Origin of the sequence: Planktotalea sp. (genome assembly GCF_050633725.1) — a bacterium.
Lineage (GTDB): Bacteria > Pseudomonadota > Alphaproteobacteria > Rhodobacterales > Rhodobacteraceae > Planktotalea.
The window spans coordinates 1-15,689 of record NZ_JBOEHB010000038.1; the positions used below are offsets into that span (position 1 = coordinate 1).

17 protein-coding genes, 1 tRNA gene and 1 pseudogene are annotated in these 15,689 nt (G+C 52.7%); 13 read left to right on the forward strand and 6 right to left on the reverse strand.

The window, feature by feature from the left end:
- The 13 genes from sufB to ACRBCU_RS18735 all read left to right on the forward strand — a co-directional run.
- On the forward strand, positions 1-1,283 hold a 1,283-nt coding region (sufB, locus tag ACRBCU_RS18675; protein WP_431366908.1), incomplete at its 5' end, for a Fe-S cluster assembly protein SufB.
- Positions 1,280-1,501 (forward strand): HTH-like domain-containing protein, encoded by a 222-nt coding sequence (locus ACRBCU_RS18680; RefSeq protein ID WP_431366909.1) that lies wholly within the window; start codon positions 1,280-1,282, stop codon positions 1,499-1,501. The genes sufB and ACRBCU_RS18680, both read left to right, overlap by 4 nt.
- A gap of 3 nt (positions 1,502-1,504) precedes the next feature.
- A complete protein-coding gene (locus tag ACRBCU_RS18685; protein WP_431366910.1) occupies positions 1,505-1,819 on the forward strand; it encodes a heavy metal-binding domain-containing protein in 315 nt (104 codons plus the stop codon).
- 38 nt (positions 1,820-1,857) lie between these two features.
- Entirely contained in the window at positions 1,858-2,418 is a 561-nt protein-coding gene (locus ACRBCU_RS18690) for a hypothetical protein (RefSeq protein ID WP_431366911.1), read from the forward strand.
- A 34-nt stretch (positions 2,419-2,452) separates the two neighbouring features.
- Positions 2,453-3,208 carry a Fe-S cluster assembly ATPase SufC gene (gene sufC, locus ACRBCU_RS18695; RefSeq protein ID WP_431366912.1) on the forward strand — a complete coding sequence of 252 codons (756 nt, stop codon included), beginning with the start codon at positions 2,453-2,455 and terminating at the stop codon, positions 3,206-3,208.
- Positions 3,209-4,489 (forward strand): Fe-S cluster assembly protein SufD, encoded by a 1,281-nt coding sequence (gene sufD / locus ACRBCU_RS18700; protein ID WP_431366913.1) that lies wholly within the window; start codon positions 3,209-3,211, stop codon positions 4,487-4,489.
- A complete protein-coding gene (locus ACRBCU_RS18705) occupies positions 4,489-4,971 on the forward strand; it encodes a YIP1 family protein (RefSeq protein WP_431366914.1) in 483 nt (160 codons plus the stop codon). The genes sufD and ACRBCU_RS18705 overlap by 1 nt, the downstream gene beginning before the upstream one ends.
- Entirely contained in the window at positions 4,971-5,558 is a 588-nt protein-coding gene (locus ACRBCU_RS18710) for a YIP1 family protein (protein ID WP_431366915.1), read from the forward strand. Before ACRBCU_RS18705 ends, ACRBCU_RS18710 begins: the two co-directional genes overlap by 1 nt.
- Complete coding sequence (locus ACRBCU_RS18715; RefSeq protein ID WP_431366916.1) at positions 5,551-6,771, forward strand: cysteine desulfurase; 1,221 nt, start codon at positions 5,551-5,553, stop codon at positions 6,769-6,771. Before ACRBCU_RS18710 ends, ACRBCU_RS18715 begins: the two co-directional genes overlap by 8 nt.
- Before the next feature lie 56 nt (positions 6,772-6,827).
- A tRNA-Arg gene (locus ACRBCU_RS18720) sits at positions 6,828-6,904 on the forward strand.
- A 381-nt stretch (positions 6,905-7,285) separates the two neighbouring features.
- A complete protein-coding gene (locus ACRBCU_RS18725; protein WP_431366917.1) occupies positions 7,286-8,227 on the forward strand; it encodes an ABC transporter substrate-binding protein in 942 nt (313 codons plus the stop codon).
- An 81-nt stretch (positions 8,228-8,308) separates the two neighbouring features.
- Positions 8,309-9,337, forward strand: a complete 1,029-nt coding sequence (locus ACRBCU_RS18730) for a quaternary amine ABC transporter ATP-binding protein (protein WP_431366918.1) — start codon at positions 8,309-8,311, stop codon at positions 9,335-9,337.
- Positions 9,337-11,568: an ABC transporter permease gene (locus ACRBCU_RS18735; protein WP_431366919.1), complete on the forward strand. Its 2,232-nt coding sequence runs from the start codon at positions 9,337-9,339 to the stop codon at positions 11,566-11,568. Before ACRBCU_RS18730 ends, ACRBCU_RS18735 begins: the two co-directional genes overlap by 1 nt.
- A 119-nt stretch (positions 11,569-11,687) precedes the next feature.
- On the opposite strand, the gene ACRBCU_RS18740 is transcribed toward ACRBCU_RS18735, so the two are convergent.
- The 6 genes and pseudogenes from ACRBCU_RS18740 to glnA (ACRBCU_RS18765) all read right to left on the reverse strand — a co-directional run.
- On the reverse strand, positions 11,688-12,134 hold the full coding sequence (locus ACRBCU_RS18740) for a glyoxalase superfamily protein (protein WP_431366920.1): 447 nt from the start codon (positions 12,132-12,134) through the stop codon (positions 11,688-11,690).
- Between the two features lie 161 nt (positions 12,135-12,295).
- Entirely contained in the window at positions 12,296-13,057 is a 762-nt protein-coding gene (locus tag ACRBCU_RS18745; protein ID WP_431366921.1) for a hypothetical protein, read from the reverse strand.
- A gap of 160 nt (positions 13,058-13,217) precedes the next feature.
- Positions 13,218-14,009, reverse strand: a complete 792-nt coding sequence (locus ACRBCU_RS18750) for a lytic murein transglycosylase (protein WP_431366922.1) — start codon at positions 14,007-14,009, stop codon at positions 13,218-13,220.
- A 71-nt stretch (positions 14,010-14,080) separates the two neighbouring features.
- Positions 14,081-14,425, reverse strand: coding sequence for a hypothetical protein (locus ACRBCU_RS18755; protein ID WP_431366923.1), 345 nt, complete (start codon positions 14,423-14,425; stop codon positions 14,081-14,083).
- Positions 14,426-14,611: 186 nt separating this feature from the next.
- A partial coding sequence (gene glnA, locus ACRBCU_RS18760; RefSeq protein WP_431366924.1) for a type I glutamate--ammonia ligase occupies positions 14,612-15,502 on the reverse strand: 891 nt, incomplete at its 5' end.
- A gap of 2 nt (positions 15,503-15,504) precedes the next feature.
- A pseudogene (gene glnA / locus ACRBCU_RS18765) lies at positions 15,505-15,689 on the reverse strand (glutamine synthetase); the annotation flags it as partial.

The window sequence follows — 15,689 nt, forward strand, 5'->3', positions numbered from 1 at the left end:
GGGCGATGGTCGATTACCCCGAGATCGATTTTCAGGACCAGTATTACTATGCGCGTCCAAAGAGCATGGAAGTGAAGCCGAAGTCCTTGGATGAAGTCGATCCAAAACTGCTTGCCACCTATGAAAAGCTGGGCATCCCTCTCAAGGAGCAAATGATCCTTGCAGGTGTTGAAGGCGCGGAAAATATCGATGTGAACGCACCGCGCAAAGTGGCTGTGGACGCGGTGTTCGATTCCGTTTCTGTTGGCACGACCTTCCAAGACGAGCTGAAAAAGGCAGGCGTGATCTTCTGCTCGATCTCCGAGGCGATCAAGGATCACCCTGAGCTGGTGAAGAAATACCTCGGCACCGTGGTTCCTGTCTCTGACAACTACTATGCGACGCTGAACTCGGCTGTCTTCTCTGATGGCTCTTTCGTGTACATCCCGCCGGGTGTGCGTTGCCCGATGGAGCTGTCCACCTATTTCCGCATCAACGCGGAGAACACAGGCCAGTTCGAGCGCACATTGATCATCGCCGATAAAGGCAGCTATGTCAGCTACTTGGAAGGCTGTACGGCTCCGCAGCGCGATCAGTCCCAGCTACACGCAGCCGTGGTTGAGATCATCATCGAAGAAGATGCGGAAGTGAAATACTCCACCGTTCAGAACTGGTTCCCCGGGGATGAGAACGGCAAGGGCGGTATCTATAACTTCGTCACCAAACGCGCCGATTGCCGCGGCGATCGTGCGAAGATCATGTGGACCCAAGTTGAAACCGGCTCTGCTGTGACGTGGAAATACCCGTCTTGCATTCTGCGCGGGAACGAGAGCCAAGGCGAGTTTTACTCCATCGCCATCGCCAACAACTACCAGCAGGCCGACACTGGCACGAAGATGATCCACCTTGGCAAAGACACCAAGAGCCGGATCGTCTCCAAAGGGATTTCAGCGGGTAAAGCGCAGAACACCTACCGTGGTCTTGTCTCCATGCACCCGAAGGCGAAAAACGGGCGGAACTTCACCCAGTGTGACAGCCTTCTGATCGGCGATAAATGCGGCGCGCATACGGTGCCTTATATCGAGGTGAAGAATAACTCGGCTCGCGTTGAGCACGAGGCGACGACGTCCAAAGTGGACGATGAGCAACTCTTCTACTGCCGCCAACGCGGTATCGGCGAAGAGGACGCGGTGGCCTTGGTCGTGAACGGCTTCTGTAAGGACGTGCTGCAAGCGCTGCCCATGGAATTCGCGATGGAAGCGCAGCAGTTGGTGGCGATTTCATTGGAGGGGTCGGTTGGATGACACATGGTGATCTCGTTGCAATTCTGACAGAGCGTTACAGTGCCGAACCTAGTCGTGGTAAAGCGTTGGAAATTCATCTCTTTGGGATTGAATTTTCCGACGAACTGCATGGGCAGGACATTAATTTAATTGCAGAATCTGCGACTGGAAAAGCTTCATATGGTACCGAAATTCGGAAGGGCATGAAGCTAGCAAAATATGTGATTCTGAAAGCCTAGAACATGATCATCACAACTACCAACTCCATCGAAGGCCACAAAATCCTGTCCTACAAGGGCATCGTTGTGGGCGAGGCGATCATGGGCGCGAATGTGGTGCGTGATGTGTTTGCCTCCATCACCGATATCGTCGGTGGCCGCTCTGGCGCGTATGAGAGCAAGCTCCAAGATGCACGCGACACCGCGCTGCGCGAGCTGGAAGAGCGTGCGAGCGCCCTTGGCGCGACGGCTGTGGTCGGCGTTGATCTCGATTACGAAGTCGTTGGCAATTCCATGTTGATGGTTTCTGCCTCCGGCACGGCGGTGATCACGGACTGATGAACGTCGCGGCCAGCATACCACGTCCCGAGTTGACAATGCCTGACGGTGAGGCCGCGCATTTGCGCGCGGCTTACGAACGGGCAGATGTTATCTTGGAATATGGTGTTGGTGGCTCGACAGTAATGGCCGCAGAGATGGATGGAAAAACGATAACCTCCATTGAAACTGATCAGTTTTGGGTGAAAAGCTTGCAAGATTGGTTTGCTCAAAATCCCTGCAAAAGCGCACCAGACATCATTTGGGCCAACATCGGTAAAACCAGAGCTTGGGGACGCCCAGCGGATGACTCGCATTGGACGTCCTATGCCAAATATCCACTAGATATCTGGTCGCTCGAAGGCGTTCCACATCCTGATGTGGTTTTTGCCGATGGACGCTTTCGTGCAGGCTGTGTGCTGGCGACCGCCTTTAAATGCAAGAAAACCACGCGCGTTTTGGTGGATGACTATGCACGTCGCTCGAGCTATCACGCCATTGAAAAAATCGTTGGCGCACCGCGCCTTGTTGGCCGCATGGCTGAGTTTGAAATAACCCCGATGCCGATCCCCGCAGATCATCTGCTGGAGATCATCACTCTCATGCAGGACCCTTACTAGGGCCGCGAAACCTATCTGACCGAGGATGACAAAAATGTTGAATATCAAGAACCTGCACGTCTCTCTTGAAGAAGAAGACAAGCAAATCCTCAAGGGCGTCGATCTGACGGTCGAGGCTGGCAAAGTTCACGCAATCATGGGGCCGAACGGCTCTGGCAAGTCCACCTTGTCTTATGTGCTCTCGGGCAAAGACGGCTATGAAGTCACGAACGGCAGCGCCGATTTGGACGGGGAAGACCTGCTGGAGATGGAGCCAGACGAGCGCGCCGCTTTGGGTCTGTTCCTTGCGTTCCAATACCCTGTGGAAATCCCGGGCGTTGGCAACATGACGTTCCTACGCACTGCGGTGAACTCCCAGCGCAAAGCGCGCGGCGAAGAAGAAATGAGCGCCTCAGAGTTTCTCAAGGTTGTTCGCGAACGTGCAAAATCGCTCAAGATCGATGCGGACATGCTCAAACGCCCTGTGAACGTTGGCTTCTCTGGCGGTGAGAAAAAGCGTAACGAGATCCTGCAAATGGCGATGCTTGAGCCAAAAATGTGCATTTTGGACGAAACTGACTCTGGTCTGGACGTTGATGCGATGAAACTGGTGGCGGAAGGCGTGAACGCGCTTCGCTCTGAAGGTCGGGGCTTCCTTGTGATTACCCACTACCAGCGCCTTCTGGATCACATCAAACCAGACGTGGTTCATATCATGGCAGATGGCCGCATTGTGAAAACCGGCGGCCCTGAGCTTGCACTTGAAGTTGAGCAAAACGGTTACGCCGACATTCTGGCTGAGGTGGCTTAAATGGCTGTTGCACAAGTAAAAATTGACGCGACAGACGAGCGTCTTGCGACGCTTGATCTACCGCAAGACGGTTGGAGCGCGGCTGCGCGAAGCGATGCGTTAGCGCGGGTTCAGGCGATGGGGCTACCTTCGCGCCGGGATGAATATTGGAAATACACGCGCCCTGACACATTGGTTCAGCCAAATGTGCCAGAAGCCGCCATTTTTGAAACCGGCGAAGCGGCGATGTTTGACGCGATTGATCGTCTCAAAATCGTGTTTGTTGATGGTGTATTTGATGCGGAAAGCTCGGATGATTTGTCGCTAGAAGGCATTCAAATCGAGCGTTTGGCACAGGCAAATGCTGATATTCATTGGGCGCAGAGCCTGTATGGCGTTTTGGAAGCTGCGGGCCAATCGCCAGTTGAGCGTCCACTTGCGGCCTTGAACAGTGCCTTTGCAACCGATGGTGTGTTGATCCATGTGACGGGTAAGGTAAGTAAACCGATCAATGTGATTTATCGCCATATTTCAACAACTTCCGATGCGATCCTACACCATGTCGTCAAGCTTGATAAGGGCGCGGAAGTGACCCTGCTTGAGAATGGCCCAGCTGCGGCACGTTTTAACAAATGCATGGAAATCGAGATCGCGGATGGGGCAAAGTTCCATCACGTTCGAGCGCAGGGCCGCGATCATGAGCGCCGCGCCGCAACGCATATGTTTGCGCGCCTTGGCACAGAGTCTGTGTTCAAGAGCTTCACGCTTACAGCCAATGGCGTCATGACGCGCAATGAATGCGTTATTGAGCTGACAGGCGATGATGCGCAGGCCCATGTAGCTGGTGCAGCACTTGGCGACGGTGACTTTCATCACGACGATACCGTATTCATCACGCATGATGCGGTGAATTGCGAAAGTCGTCAGGTCTTCAAGAAAGTTCTGCGCAATGGTGCGACTGGCGTTTTCCAAGGCAAGATCCTTGTTAAAGAAGGCGCGCAGAAAACCGATGGCTATCAAATCAGTCAATCGCTTTTGCTGGATGACGACAGCCAGTTTCTCGCCAAGCCCGAGCTGGAAATCTATGCGGATGATGTGGCTTGCTCGCATGGTTCGACGTCCGGTGCGATTGATGAGGATGCATTGTTCTATCTTCGCTCGCGCGGTGTTCCAAAGGGAGAGGCGACAGATATGTTGACGCTATCTTTCCTTGCCGAAGCCGTGGAAGAAATCGAAGATCCCGATCTGGCCGAAGCCATCAACACGCGCCTAGGCGAGTGGCTTGCGCGTAGACGCAGCTAATGCCCGTTTCGTCTGACATCGTGGCGACCTACAAGGGTCCGCGCAGAGCCTATGCGCGGATTCTAGGAATGGGCCAACGTGAAGATCGCGCGCTTATGATCCTTATGGCAGGGTGTTTAATCGCCTTTGTTGCCCGTTGGCCTGCACTTGCGCGACAAGCGCATATGACGGGCGATGACTTGAACATGCTGCTTGGCGGCGCGCTTATGGCGTTGCTTTTTGTTGCGCCTTTGGCGCTTTATGCGATTGCAGCGCTTTCGCATATCGTTGCCAAAGCGCTGCGCGGGCAGGGTGACTGGTACGGTGCGCGCATTGCACTGTTTTGGGCGCTTTTGGCATCGAGCCCTTTGATGCTACTCAACGGGTTGATCGAAGGGATGATTGGGCCGGGTGCTGGCTTGCAAATGGTAGGTTTCTTGTGGTTTGCGGTGTTCATCTGGTTTTGGCTCTCAGGGCTGATTGAAGCGGAAAGTTCCAACTGATGCTGAACACATTTCTAAATCTCGCAGTGCGAACGGTGAGCGAGCCGCGCAAGGTCGCAGCTGAACTTTTACAGCTTCAGATCGAGCGCCGCACGCTTTGGATTGCCTTGGCGCTTGCGGTGGTCTTGAATACCATTGCGTATCAAATTTCCTTGGTTCTAGCCCCGCCGCCTGGCCCCATGCCAGTGTTCTTCTCATCGCCGATCATTTTCGCCGTTCTTATCGGCGCTGGCCTTGTTATGAGTGTATTTTCAATCACTTATGCAGGGCGTTTCATCGGCGGCAAAGCACGGCTAGAAGGTGTGATGACCTTGTTGATTTGGCTGCAATATCTACGTTTTGCGGTGCAATTGGCGACTGTGCTTCTGCTGCCAATAATTCCGGGTCTGGTGGCGCTTCTTGTGCTTGGCGCGACGTTCTATGGGATGTGGATACTGCTTCAGTTTATCGATGTTGTTCATGAGTTTGACAGCCTGTTCTCTAGCTTCGGCGCGCTCGTTCTTGCAGCGCTTGGGATTATGCTAGGATTGGCAATTCTGCTGAGTTTTTTCGGCGTGCAAAATTTGGGACTTACTCCTTATGTTTGATGTAGAGGCGATCCGCGCCGATTTTCCGATCCTTTCTCGCGAAGTGAATGGCAAACCCTTGGTTTACCTCGACAACGGGGCATCTGCGCAAAAACCGCAGGTGGTGATTGACGCGATCACCCGTGCATATGCGGAAGAATACGCCAACGTTCATCGCGGGCTGCATTTCTTAAGCAACCTCGCAACGGACAAATACGAGGCGGTGCGCGGCACGATTGCCAAGTTCCTGAACGTTGCGGATCAAGAGCAGATTGTTTTCAACTCTGGCACCACCGAGGGGATCAACACGGTTGCTTACGGGTGGGCCATGCCCAACTTGCAAGAGGGCGACGAGATCATCTTGTCGGTGATGGAGCATCACGCAAACATCGTTCCTTGGCATTTCCTTCGAGAGCGGCAGGGCGTTGTGATTAAATGGGTAGATGTGGACGCGAATGGCGATCTTGACCCTGACACCGTAATCGCCGCGATGGGCCCGCGTACCAAGCTGGTGGCCGTCACCCAGATGTCCAATGTGCTTGGCACGGTTGTGGATGTTAAAACGATCACCGAAGCGGCCCATCAGCGCGGAATTGCCGTGCTTGTCGATGGCTCGCAGGCGGCGGTTCACATGCCGGTAAATGTCGATGACATTGGCTGTGATTTCTACGCAATTACCGGCCACAAGCTTTATGGTCCGTCAGGGTCAGGCGCGATCTTTATGAAAAAAGAACGTATGGCCGAGATGCGCCCCTTTATTGGCGGTGGCGATATGATCCGCGAAGTGACGAAAGACGCCGTGAGCTACAACGATCCGCCGATGATGTTCGAAGCAGGCACGCCGGGCATTGTTCAGATGATCGGCCTTGGTGTTGCGCTTGAATATATGATGGATATCGGGATGGAGGCGATTGCCGCCCACGAGAGCGATTTGCGCGATTACGCACAAGAGCGTTTGCACGGGCTGAACTGGCTTACCGTGCAGGGGAATTCGGCCTCGAAGGGGGCGATTTTCAGCTTTACGATGGAAGGCGCGGCCCATGCACACGACATTTCGACGATCCTTGATAAAAAGGGCGTCGCTGTACGGGCAGGGCAGCATTGCACGGGGCCATTGATGGAGTTTCTTGATGAAAACGCCACCTGCCGTGCCTCCTTTGCGATGTATAACACGCGCGCGGAAGTTGATGCGTTGATTGATGCGCTGGAACTTGCTCACGATCTCTTCGGTTAACCCTCGACTTTTAACGTTGCGGGGCAGAGGCGGCAAAGTTATACCGCCTTTCATAGGCACCCATAGCTCAGCTGGATAGAGCGCTGCCCTCCGAAGGCAGAGGCCGCAGGTTCGAATCCTGCTGGGTGCGCCAATTGCTTTGACATTTCTTTTGCCGCACGGACGGTGAGTGTGGCTGGCGCTTTTCAGCTTGCTCGCGCACTTTAGCGACCCTGTATGCGATGAACAAATCGCAGCGCGATCGATCTGTTTGAGATCGGTAGTCGCCGATCAAGCGCAGCTTTTGCCTTGGAAACCCAGCATCGCCTGAGCAAGAAACCCCGCCGCATATTCTTTTGGCGGCAGCTTTCCTACTGCACAGAAAATACCCACAAAACTTCCCTGAGAATGAAAAAACTTGATTGTTAGGAAAAAACCAGCAAGGTGATTGCGACAATCTGTCAAAAAAGTTCCAAAAGGTGGAAAACCACCAGCTCGCTTGCGGCAACGACCGCTTACCAACTTGGAGACTAAAATGAAGAAGTTTGCATTAGCACTAGCAACAACCGCGATGATGGCGCTGCCCATATCGGCCTACGCGGAAGATAGTAGCGATCCGATTGTTATTCCGATCCACAATTGGTCCTCACAAATCGTGATGAGCCATGTTGTCGGTCAAATTTTCGAAAGCATGGGCAACGCGGTTGAGTTTGTTACGACAGACAGCCAAGCGGTGTATGAATCTGTGCGTCTTGGTGATGTGACGCTTGAGCTTGAGGTCTGGGAGGGCGCATTTGGTGCCTCTTTCCGCGCGGCGCTTGAAAAGGGTGGTTTGCACGATGCAGGCGATCATAACGCTGTAACACGCGAAGACTGGTGGTATCCCATGTGGACCAAAGATGCGTGCCCTGGTCTGCCGTCTTGGGAAGCTCTGAACGATTGTGCTGCCCTGTTCAAAACCGCTGAGACCGGTGACAAAGGTCGCTACTTGGACGGTCCTGTGGATTGGTTGAAGCACGGCAAAGAGCGTGTTGAAGCCTTGGGTATGGACTTTGTCGTTGTGAATGCGGGCTCTGCCGCGGCGCTTTGGGCTGAAATTGGTGCTGCTGAAAAAGACAAACGCCCTGTTGTTGTCTTTAACTGGACGCCCAATTTTGCAGAGGCGGTTTGGCCAGGTGAATTCGTTGAATTCCCAGAGTGGGTCGAAGGATGCGACAAAGACCCAAGCGTCGGCGTTAACCCTGATGCGCTGTATGATTGTGGCAACCCAGCCAAGGGTTACCTGAAAAAAGCAGCTTGGGACGGCATGAAAGACAAATGGCCAGCGGCGTATGCTGTCTTGGGTAAAGTGTCCTTCACCAACCCACAGATCGCTGAAATGGCAAAACTCGTAGATATCGACGAGATGGAGCCTGAAGAGGCGGCCGCTGAATGGCTCGAAGCAAACAAAGACGTTTGGATGGCGTGGACGCAATAGCGTTTACTTGAAGACAATCTAGATAACGAAACCTCGCCGCAGTGAATTGGGGGCGGGGTTTCTATTGAAGTGAGAGAAAATATGTCATCAGAAACGCCTGTGATCTCCTGTCGAAATGTGTGGAAGTTATTTGGGACTAATCCCCGGAAATACTTCGAGAAAATGACGAATGATCACAGTTTTGATGATATCAGAGCAGATGGTTATATAGCAGGTGTCGCGGACGTTTCGGTTGATGTTCAACGCGGTGAAATGTTGGTGATCATGGGGCTGTCTGGCTCTGGTAAATCGACCCTTTTGCGCTGCATGTCCCGTTTACATGACATCACAGGCGGGACGATCGAAGTCGATGGGCAAGACATCATGGCCCTTTCCGAAAATGATCTGATTGAGCTGCGCCGCAACAAAATGGGTATGGTTTTTCAAAGCTTTGGCCTGTTGCCGCATCGCTCGGTGTTGGAAAATGTTGCTTTTCCATTGGAAATGCGGGGGCAAAACAAACATGATTGTCGTGATCGTGCCTTGGAGGTCATCAAACTCGTTGGCCTTGAAGGGCGCGAAGACTATTTCCCGCGCGAATTGTCTGGTGGTCAGCAACAACGTGTTGGCATCGCGCGCTCACTCGCAATTGAGCCTGATATCTGGTTTTTGGACGAACCGTTTTCTGCGCTGGATCCATTGATCAGGCGTGAAATGCAGGATGAATTTCTGCGCCTGCAAGATTTGTTGGGTAAAACGATTATCTTTGTCACCCACGACTTTGATGAAGCCCTGCGCCTCGCGGATCGCATCGCCATCATGAAAGACGGCGCAATAGAGCAATGTGATACGCCAGATCAAATCGTGCTAAACCCTGCTACCGAATATGTTCGAAAATTCACCCAAGAGATTGATAAGGCGCGGGTTGTTCACGCCCGCACCTTGATGGACTCCACAAGTGGCGAGACGCCAACAGGTGATCCCGTTTCTCCCGATGCCACGATCCAAGATCTGGCTCGCAGATTGGTGAGCGACACCAGTGAGAGTTTTGCAGTTGCGGATGATCACGGAAAGATCATTGGCGTTTTGCCGCGCCAGCGTGCGTTGGATGTTCTGCTGGGAGACAATTGATGCAAATGCCAAACCTATCGGGCAAAAGTGAACGGGCGGTTTTGTGGTCTCTTTTGGCGCTGGCCATACTGTTTTGCTTGGCAAAGTTGGTTGGCATTTTACCAGAGTTCCTAAATCGCCTTTCTGAAGATCACGTGCCGCGCTATGCAGAAACCCTTGATCGCGCGTTTAACAACAACCGAGACTGGATGACCGCGATAACGCGCTTCTTTTCGGAGCGATTAGAGTTCCAACTGAAGGTCATGGCGCATCTGTTTTATGGCGCGCGGGTTCACTTTTTTAACCCAATCGACTGGTTCGAATTGCTCGTATTCGGAAGCGCGTTTGTCTATCTTTTGAATGGTCGCAGCGCAGCGCTTGCAAGCGCAGTCGCGATCGCGGTTTCGGGCATTGCTTTCACGTTTGTTATTGGTGACGAAGCCCAATTGCTCGCCATGTGGAGCTTTCTTGCTGTCTTTGCGGCTCTCTGTTTGATCGCCGCATTGCGGTTTGGCTGGATCGCGCCATGCATTCTTTTCGCTGTGGCAAGTGTCTATGCGCTGATCCTGAACGGCTATAAACTCGGTCCGCTTCCTTGGACCTCAATTGCGGCGGTGGCGGCTATCATCGGGTATTACTTGGGCGGCTGGCGCTTGGCTCTCTTGGGCGGCGGCACGTTCGTTTGGGTGGCTCTGATCGGGCAATGGAAACTGGCAATGGAGACCTTGTCCGTTTTGGTCGTCGCAGCGCCCGTCGCTTTTGTTATTGGCTTAGCGCTTGGAATTGCGGCGTGGAAGTTTCCGCGATTTGAAACCTTCTTAAAACCAGTGCTGTCAGTGCTGCAGACCTTGCCCTTTTTCACCTATCTTTTGCCTGCGGTGATCTTTTTCAAGGTAGGGCCAACCGCAGGTGCTATGGCAACGATCATCTACGCCATTCCGCCGATGATCTTAATGACAACGCTTGGCCTTAAGAAAGTCAGCCCTGAGATTGTAGAGGCCGGAAAAATGTCCGGATGCTCGCGTTGGCAAATGTTATCAAAGGTCTACATTCCCGCGGCGCGCACCGAGCTTTTGGTCGGGGTAAACCAAGTCATTATGCTGTGCCTTGCTATGGTCGTTTTGACAGCGTTTATTGGCATGCCCGGTTTGGGGGCCAAGCTTTTGGCGATGATGAACTCCTTCAAACTTGGCCGCTCCTTTGAAATCGGTGTGTCGATCGTTCTCTTGGCGGTGATGTTGGATCGTCTTTCGAAAGCTTGGGTTGTGAAGCAACCTGTTCATTTTGAAAGGGACGCACCTTGGTGGAAACGCCATGCGTTTCTTTTGATCCTCTTTGGGGCCTTTGTGGGCTTTTTGCTAATTAGCCGCGAGATACAGGTCTTCGATCAAATCGGGCGAAAGCAGCATTTCTCAAAGGGCAAAGAGATCGACAAAATCATCAAAGGTTTCTTGGATATTGATGCGGTTCAAGCGATCACGGGATGGCTGCGCTGGTTCTTGATCACGCAAATACTCATACCGTTTCGCAACTTCTTGCTCTGGATACCAACCAGCGCATTCATCTTGTTTGTCACAGCGTTCTCGCTCTGGCTTGGGGGACGCAGAACCGCGATCTATGCCTTTGTTTTCTTCGTCTTTGTGGCATCGACTGGGTGGTGGGATAGATCGGTTATCACGCTCTATACCGTTCTGTCAGCGGTTGCCTTGGCAATGCTCATCGGTTTGCCCTTGGCAATTTGGGCGGCGCGCAGCGAGCGATGGTCGAAACGCATTCTCTTGTTCTGCGATACCGCGCAGACCTTTCCCAGCTTCATCTATTTGCTCCCGGCGATCATGTTATTTGGGATCAACGATGTGGCCGTTGTGTTTTCCATTTTGATTTTCACCTTGGTGCCGCTTGTGCGCTACACCGTAGAGGGATTGCGCGCGGTCCCTGCTGAAATGATCGAAGCCGCAGATATGGCTGGCGCCACGCGCAGGCAAAAGCTGATGAATGTGCAACTGCCTCTGGCGCTACCAACAATGGCAATTGGCTTTAACCAAGCGATCATGTTCGCCTTTTTCATGGTAATCATCGCCGCATTTATCGGCACCCAAGATTTGGGACAAGAGCTGCAACGCACGCTGGCGGGAACTGATCTCGGAAAAAACTTTGTTCTGGGTCTGTGTGTTTCGGCAATGGCGCTAAGTTTTGATCAAACCATAAACAGTTGGGCGGAAGGCCGCAAAAAAGCACTTGGTTTGGGGTAGGGCGTTTTCTATCTATACACTGGCGTCATACTAGATGCAGAACGCGCTTGCGTTTGTCAGTGAATTGGCCCTGAAATCAGAGCCTTGGCGGCTATTTACCAGCCGCCAAGGAAGGTTTGTTAAGTCGCGCGAAGTTCCATATGCGGAATCCCGTTTGAGGTTTTCGCATGGGTCACACCTTCTGGATTCAGCGTCACATTCACTTGCTTTCGGAATGAACTGAAGGCCTCGGAGTCGACCACATCCACAGCCTCATCAAAGACCACGGTAAGATACCAGTACCCGCCATGCGCTGCGCGCACAGCTTTCAAGGTTCCCGAGAACAAATGCCCCAAGTAGCGACCAGATACGCGTTGTCCCACGTGCCATCCGCGCGGTGCGTTGGACTTGGCGGCAGCACTAAGCGTGTTCCAATCGCGATAGCCATATTGGCGCGCGATCGCTTCAAGAGCCATGCCTTGAGAGATCGGGGTTTGTTTTTCCGCCATAGCGCTGCGCAATCGTTTCGCTTGCGATTTTAGGGCGTCAGGTGTTGGCACAGCGGTGCCATTGTTAAAGTTCGACATTGTTTTAGTCCCATTTTGAATATGGGTCACGAAGCTATTGGGGGTGCTTGCATTGCCACCATCTTGTGACCGTAAGTCAAAAGGGCGGGTCGAAAGTAGGTGCTGCATTTACCAAAAGGTTTCCCTCGCAAGCGGCAGGAGGCAGCGCTCCTGAGGCCCATTTAGGGGTTCGTTTTTGGTTTGTCTACCCCGTCGCGCAACGCGATGTAGGAAAACAGAGCCGTGCCAATCGCAGGCACCATGAAGAAAAAGGTGCAGGCCATAAGATAAATTGAGGCATGAATCGGTGTACTTATCGGTTCCTTTTGCATCCCTTTTTCACGCAATTGTGCCCGAAGCGCCTTAAGCGACGCTTCATCGTTGAGCGCCGCGCCGCGCGTAATCGGGCGGTTCAACGGGACACGTTTTGGAACTGCTGGTTTAGCGGCTGTTTCTGTAGGCGCGACATCGCGCAATGTTTCCAACACAGCGTCTTCTTTCGCTTGCGCCATTTGCATATCCAGATAGTCGAGCATTTTTTCCAGCTCGTCCTGAAAATCATCCATAACCTCCGTGCCGAGCGAGCGAGCGTCCTCGTGCCAAAGCACTGCGTTTGCGACGACGATTTGCGAGAGCCGCTTTACAAGCCCATGCGCCAAACGGGCGCTATCAATATGCAGGGGGAGTTTACAGCCCGGAACCGCACCAACCGCAAGGCACACAAAGCTTGGGGAATGCTCGGTCGCAGGTACATCGTGAATCGCAATGCGGAGCGTATCAAAGTCAATAAAAACAAGATCTTCACAATCCCAGCACACGGACCGCGCCCCAGCGCGTTCAGCAATTTTGCTCCGTAGCACTTCGTCTGCAAGCGTATCAATTGCGAGCTGAGGCGCGTCTGCCAGCATGATTGCTGCAATGGTTGTACCAGATCGTTTTGCCATGATTGTCTGACCCTAAAAACTTCTTATTTAAGGTATCATTAAGGAACATGGCTGGATTGTGTCAGAAGCTGTGTAAAATAAAGGTTACACGCTTTGGGTTGTATTTTTCATGTCGAGCGAAGCGGAAACCAAATTGAGTTCCTTGGTTTCCGCCGAAATTTTAGCCGTCGATGCGCGCGCCCATGATTGCGATGGCTTTTTGATAGACGCCAGCGGCATTCCACTGCTTGATGACCTTGAAGTTGGTTTGGCCTTCTTGGTAGCCAGCGCCTGGTTTCCAACCTTTTTGACGCAAGAAGTTGGCGGTAGAGGCCAGCGCATCAGCTTCGGAATAGAAATTCACACGCCCGTCGCCATTCGCATCAACACCGTACTTTAGCGCGTTGCCCGGTAAAAACTGGGTATGACCAAGCTCGCCGTGTTTTGCACCTTTTGTATTGCCGTCAATCGCTCCTTTATCAACGAGTTTAAGCGCCCCGATTGCATGGGGCACAAAGAATGCAGAGCGACGGCAGTCATAGGCAAGGGTGGTGATCGCCGACACGATACGGCTATCACCCATAAAGCGACCAAATCCGGTTTCCATACCATGAATGGCAATGATGACGCCCGCCGGCACACCGTATTGGCGTTCCAATGCGTTGAAAAAATTAGCGTTTTTGGCTTTTCGCTGACGGCCTTGCGAGACAATTGTGCTCGCGCCGCGTACCTTCATGAATTTTTCGAGACTATATTTAAAGCTCTTTTGATTGCGATCCGCTGCAATCGTCTTGTTGGCGTATTGGCTGCCTGCCAGAGCTTGCAGACCGCGTTGTCCAACGCCTGCGCGCTGTGCTTCTGCGGCGAAGGCTGCTTTCCAAGCGTTAAAGCCTGAAGACGTGTTGCCGCAAGTGGCCGCCTGTGCACCACTTGCAGCTAAAGTCAGTGCCGCTGCTGCTAAGAACCGTTTCATGTAACTCTCCCAAACAAAATCATTTGGGTGCTATGTTACCGTCACGTGTCTCGGGGGCAACGGGAATTTATCTAAATATATTGCACAGCCAAAATGCTCGCGACCATGACCACCAAAGCAAGGCGCCGCAGCAACCCGATTGAATGGTGTTTCCAGCAAAATTTGGCTTTGGTGCGCTCGGCATGTGCTGCCGTTATTTCTGCAACGCGGCGGGCAAATTCAAGCTGACCACGTTTCCATCCTTCAAAGGAGGTCTTGCGACACGCATCGGGGAGGGACGGCGTTGCTGCGTCTTCGTTATAGCCACCGCTTTGACGACTGATCAGGTTTTTCAAAACACGTTCAATTTCGCGCTGATCAATCTGGTAGGCGCTGTTGCGCGGCGACATGGAATTCATATCTGGTGTATAAGTCATTTTAATAATCTCTCTGCTGCTCGTGGGGCTTAGATGGCAGGAGAATTGGGGCGCTGTTTGTTTCCAAAATGGAATTTGTATGCCGAAGGCGGCTCGATTGTGGCGGCGTTGCCCAAATTGAAACAGACTGTTCAATGAAAAAGGGCGCCCGAAAGAGCGCCCTGATCCGAAATTATCAACTGCGATTTAGCAGGAGTAGTACATGCCATACTCAACTGGGTGTGGCGTGTGCTCATAGAGTTCAACTTCTTCCATCTTAAGAGCAACGTAGCCCTCGATCTGGTCTTTCGTGAATACGTCGCCTGCAAGCAGGAAGTCGCCGTTTGCCTGAAGCTCTTCAAGCGCTTCGCGCAAGGAGCCACATACTGTTGGGATATCCGCCAGCTCTTCCGCAGGAAGGTCATAGAGGTTTTTATCCATTGCTTCGCCGGGATCGATCTTGTTTTTGATACCGTCAAGGCCAGCCATCAGAAGGGCTGCGAAGCACAGGTATGGGTTCGCGGATGGGTCAGGGAAACGAGCCTCGACGCGCTTCGCTTTCGGGCTTTCTGTCCATGGGATACGTACACAACCGGAACGGTTACGTGCAGAGTACGCGCGCAGAACTGGTGCCTCAAAGCCCGGGATCAAACGCTTGTAGCTGTTTGTAGATGGGTTCGTGAAGGCGTTCAGTGCTTTCGCGTGCTTCAAGATACCGCCGATGAAGTAAAGCGCTTCTTGAGACAGGTCAGCATATTTGTCGCCAGCGAACAAAGGCTTACCATCTTTCCAGATGGACATGTTCACGTGCATGCCTGTGCCGTTATCGCCGTAGATCGGCTTTGGCATGAATGTCGCGGACTTGCCGTATGCGTGTGCCACGTTGTGGATCACGTATTTGTACTTCTGAAGTTCATCAGCTTGCTTTGTGAGGCTGTCGAAGATCAGGCCAAGCTCGTGCTGGCAGGACGCAACTTCGTGGTGATGCTTGTCGACCTTCATGCCAAGACGCTTCATTGTGGAGAGCATCTCGCCGCGCAGGTCTTGCGCTTCGTCGATTGGGTTAACCGGGAAGTAACCGCCTTTGACACCAGGGCGNNGGCCCATGTTGCCCATTTCGTACTCTGTGTCTGTGTTCCAAGCTGCGTCTGTTGCGTCAACTTCGAAGGACACTTTGTTCATTGTGTTGGAATAACGAACATCGTCGAAGAGGAAGAATTCTGCCTCTGGGCCCATGTAGGCAACGTCGCCGATCCCGGACGCCTTGAGGTAAGCTTCGGCTTTT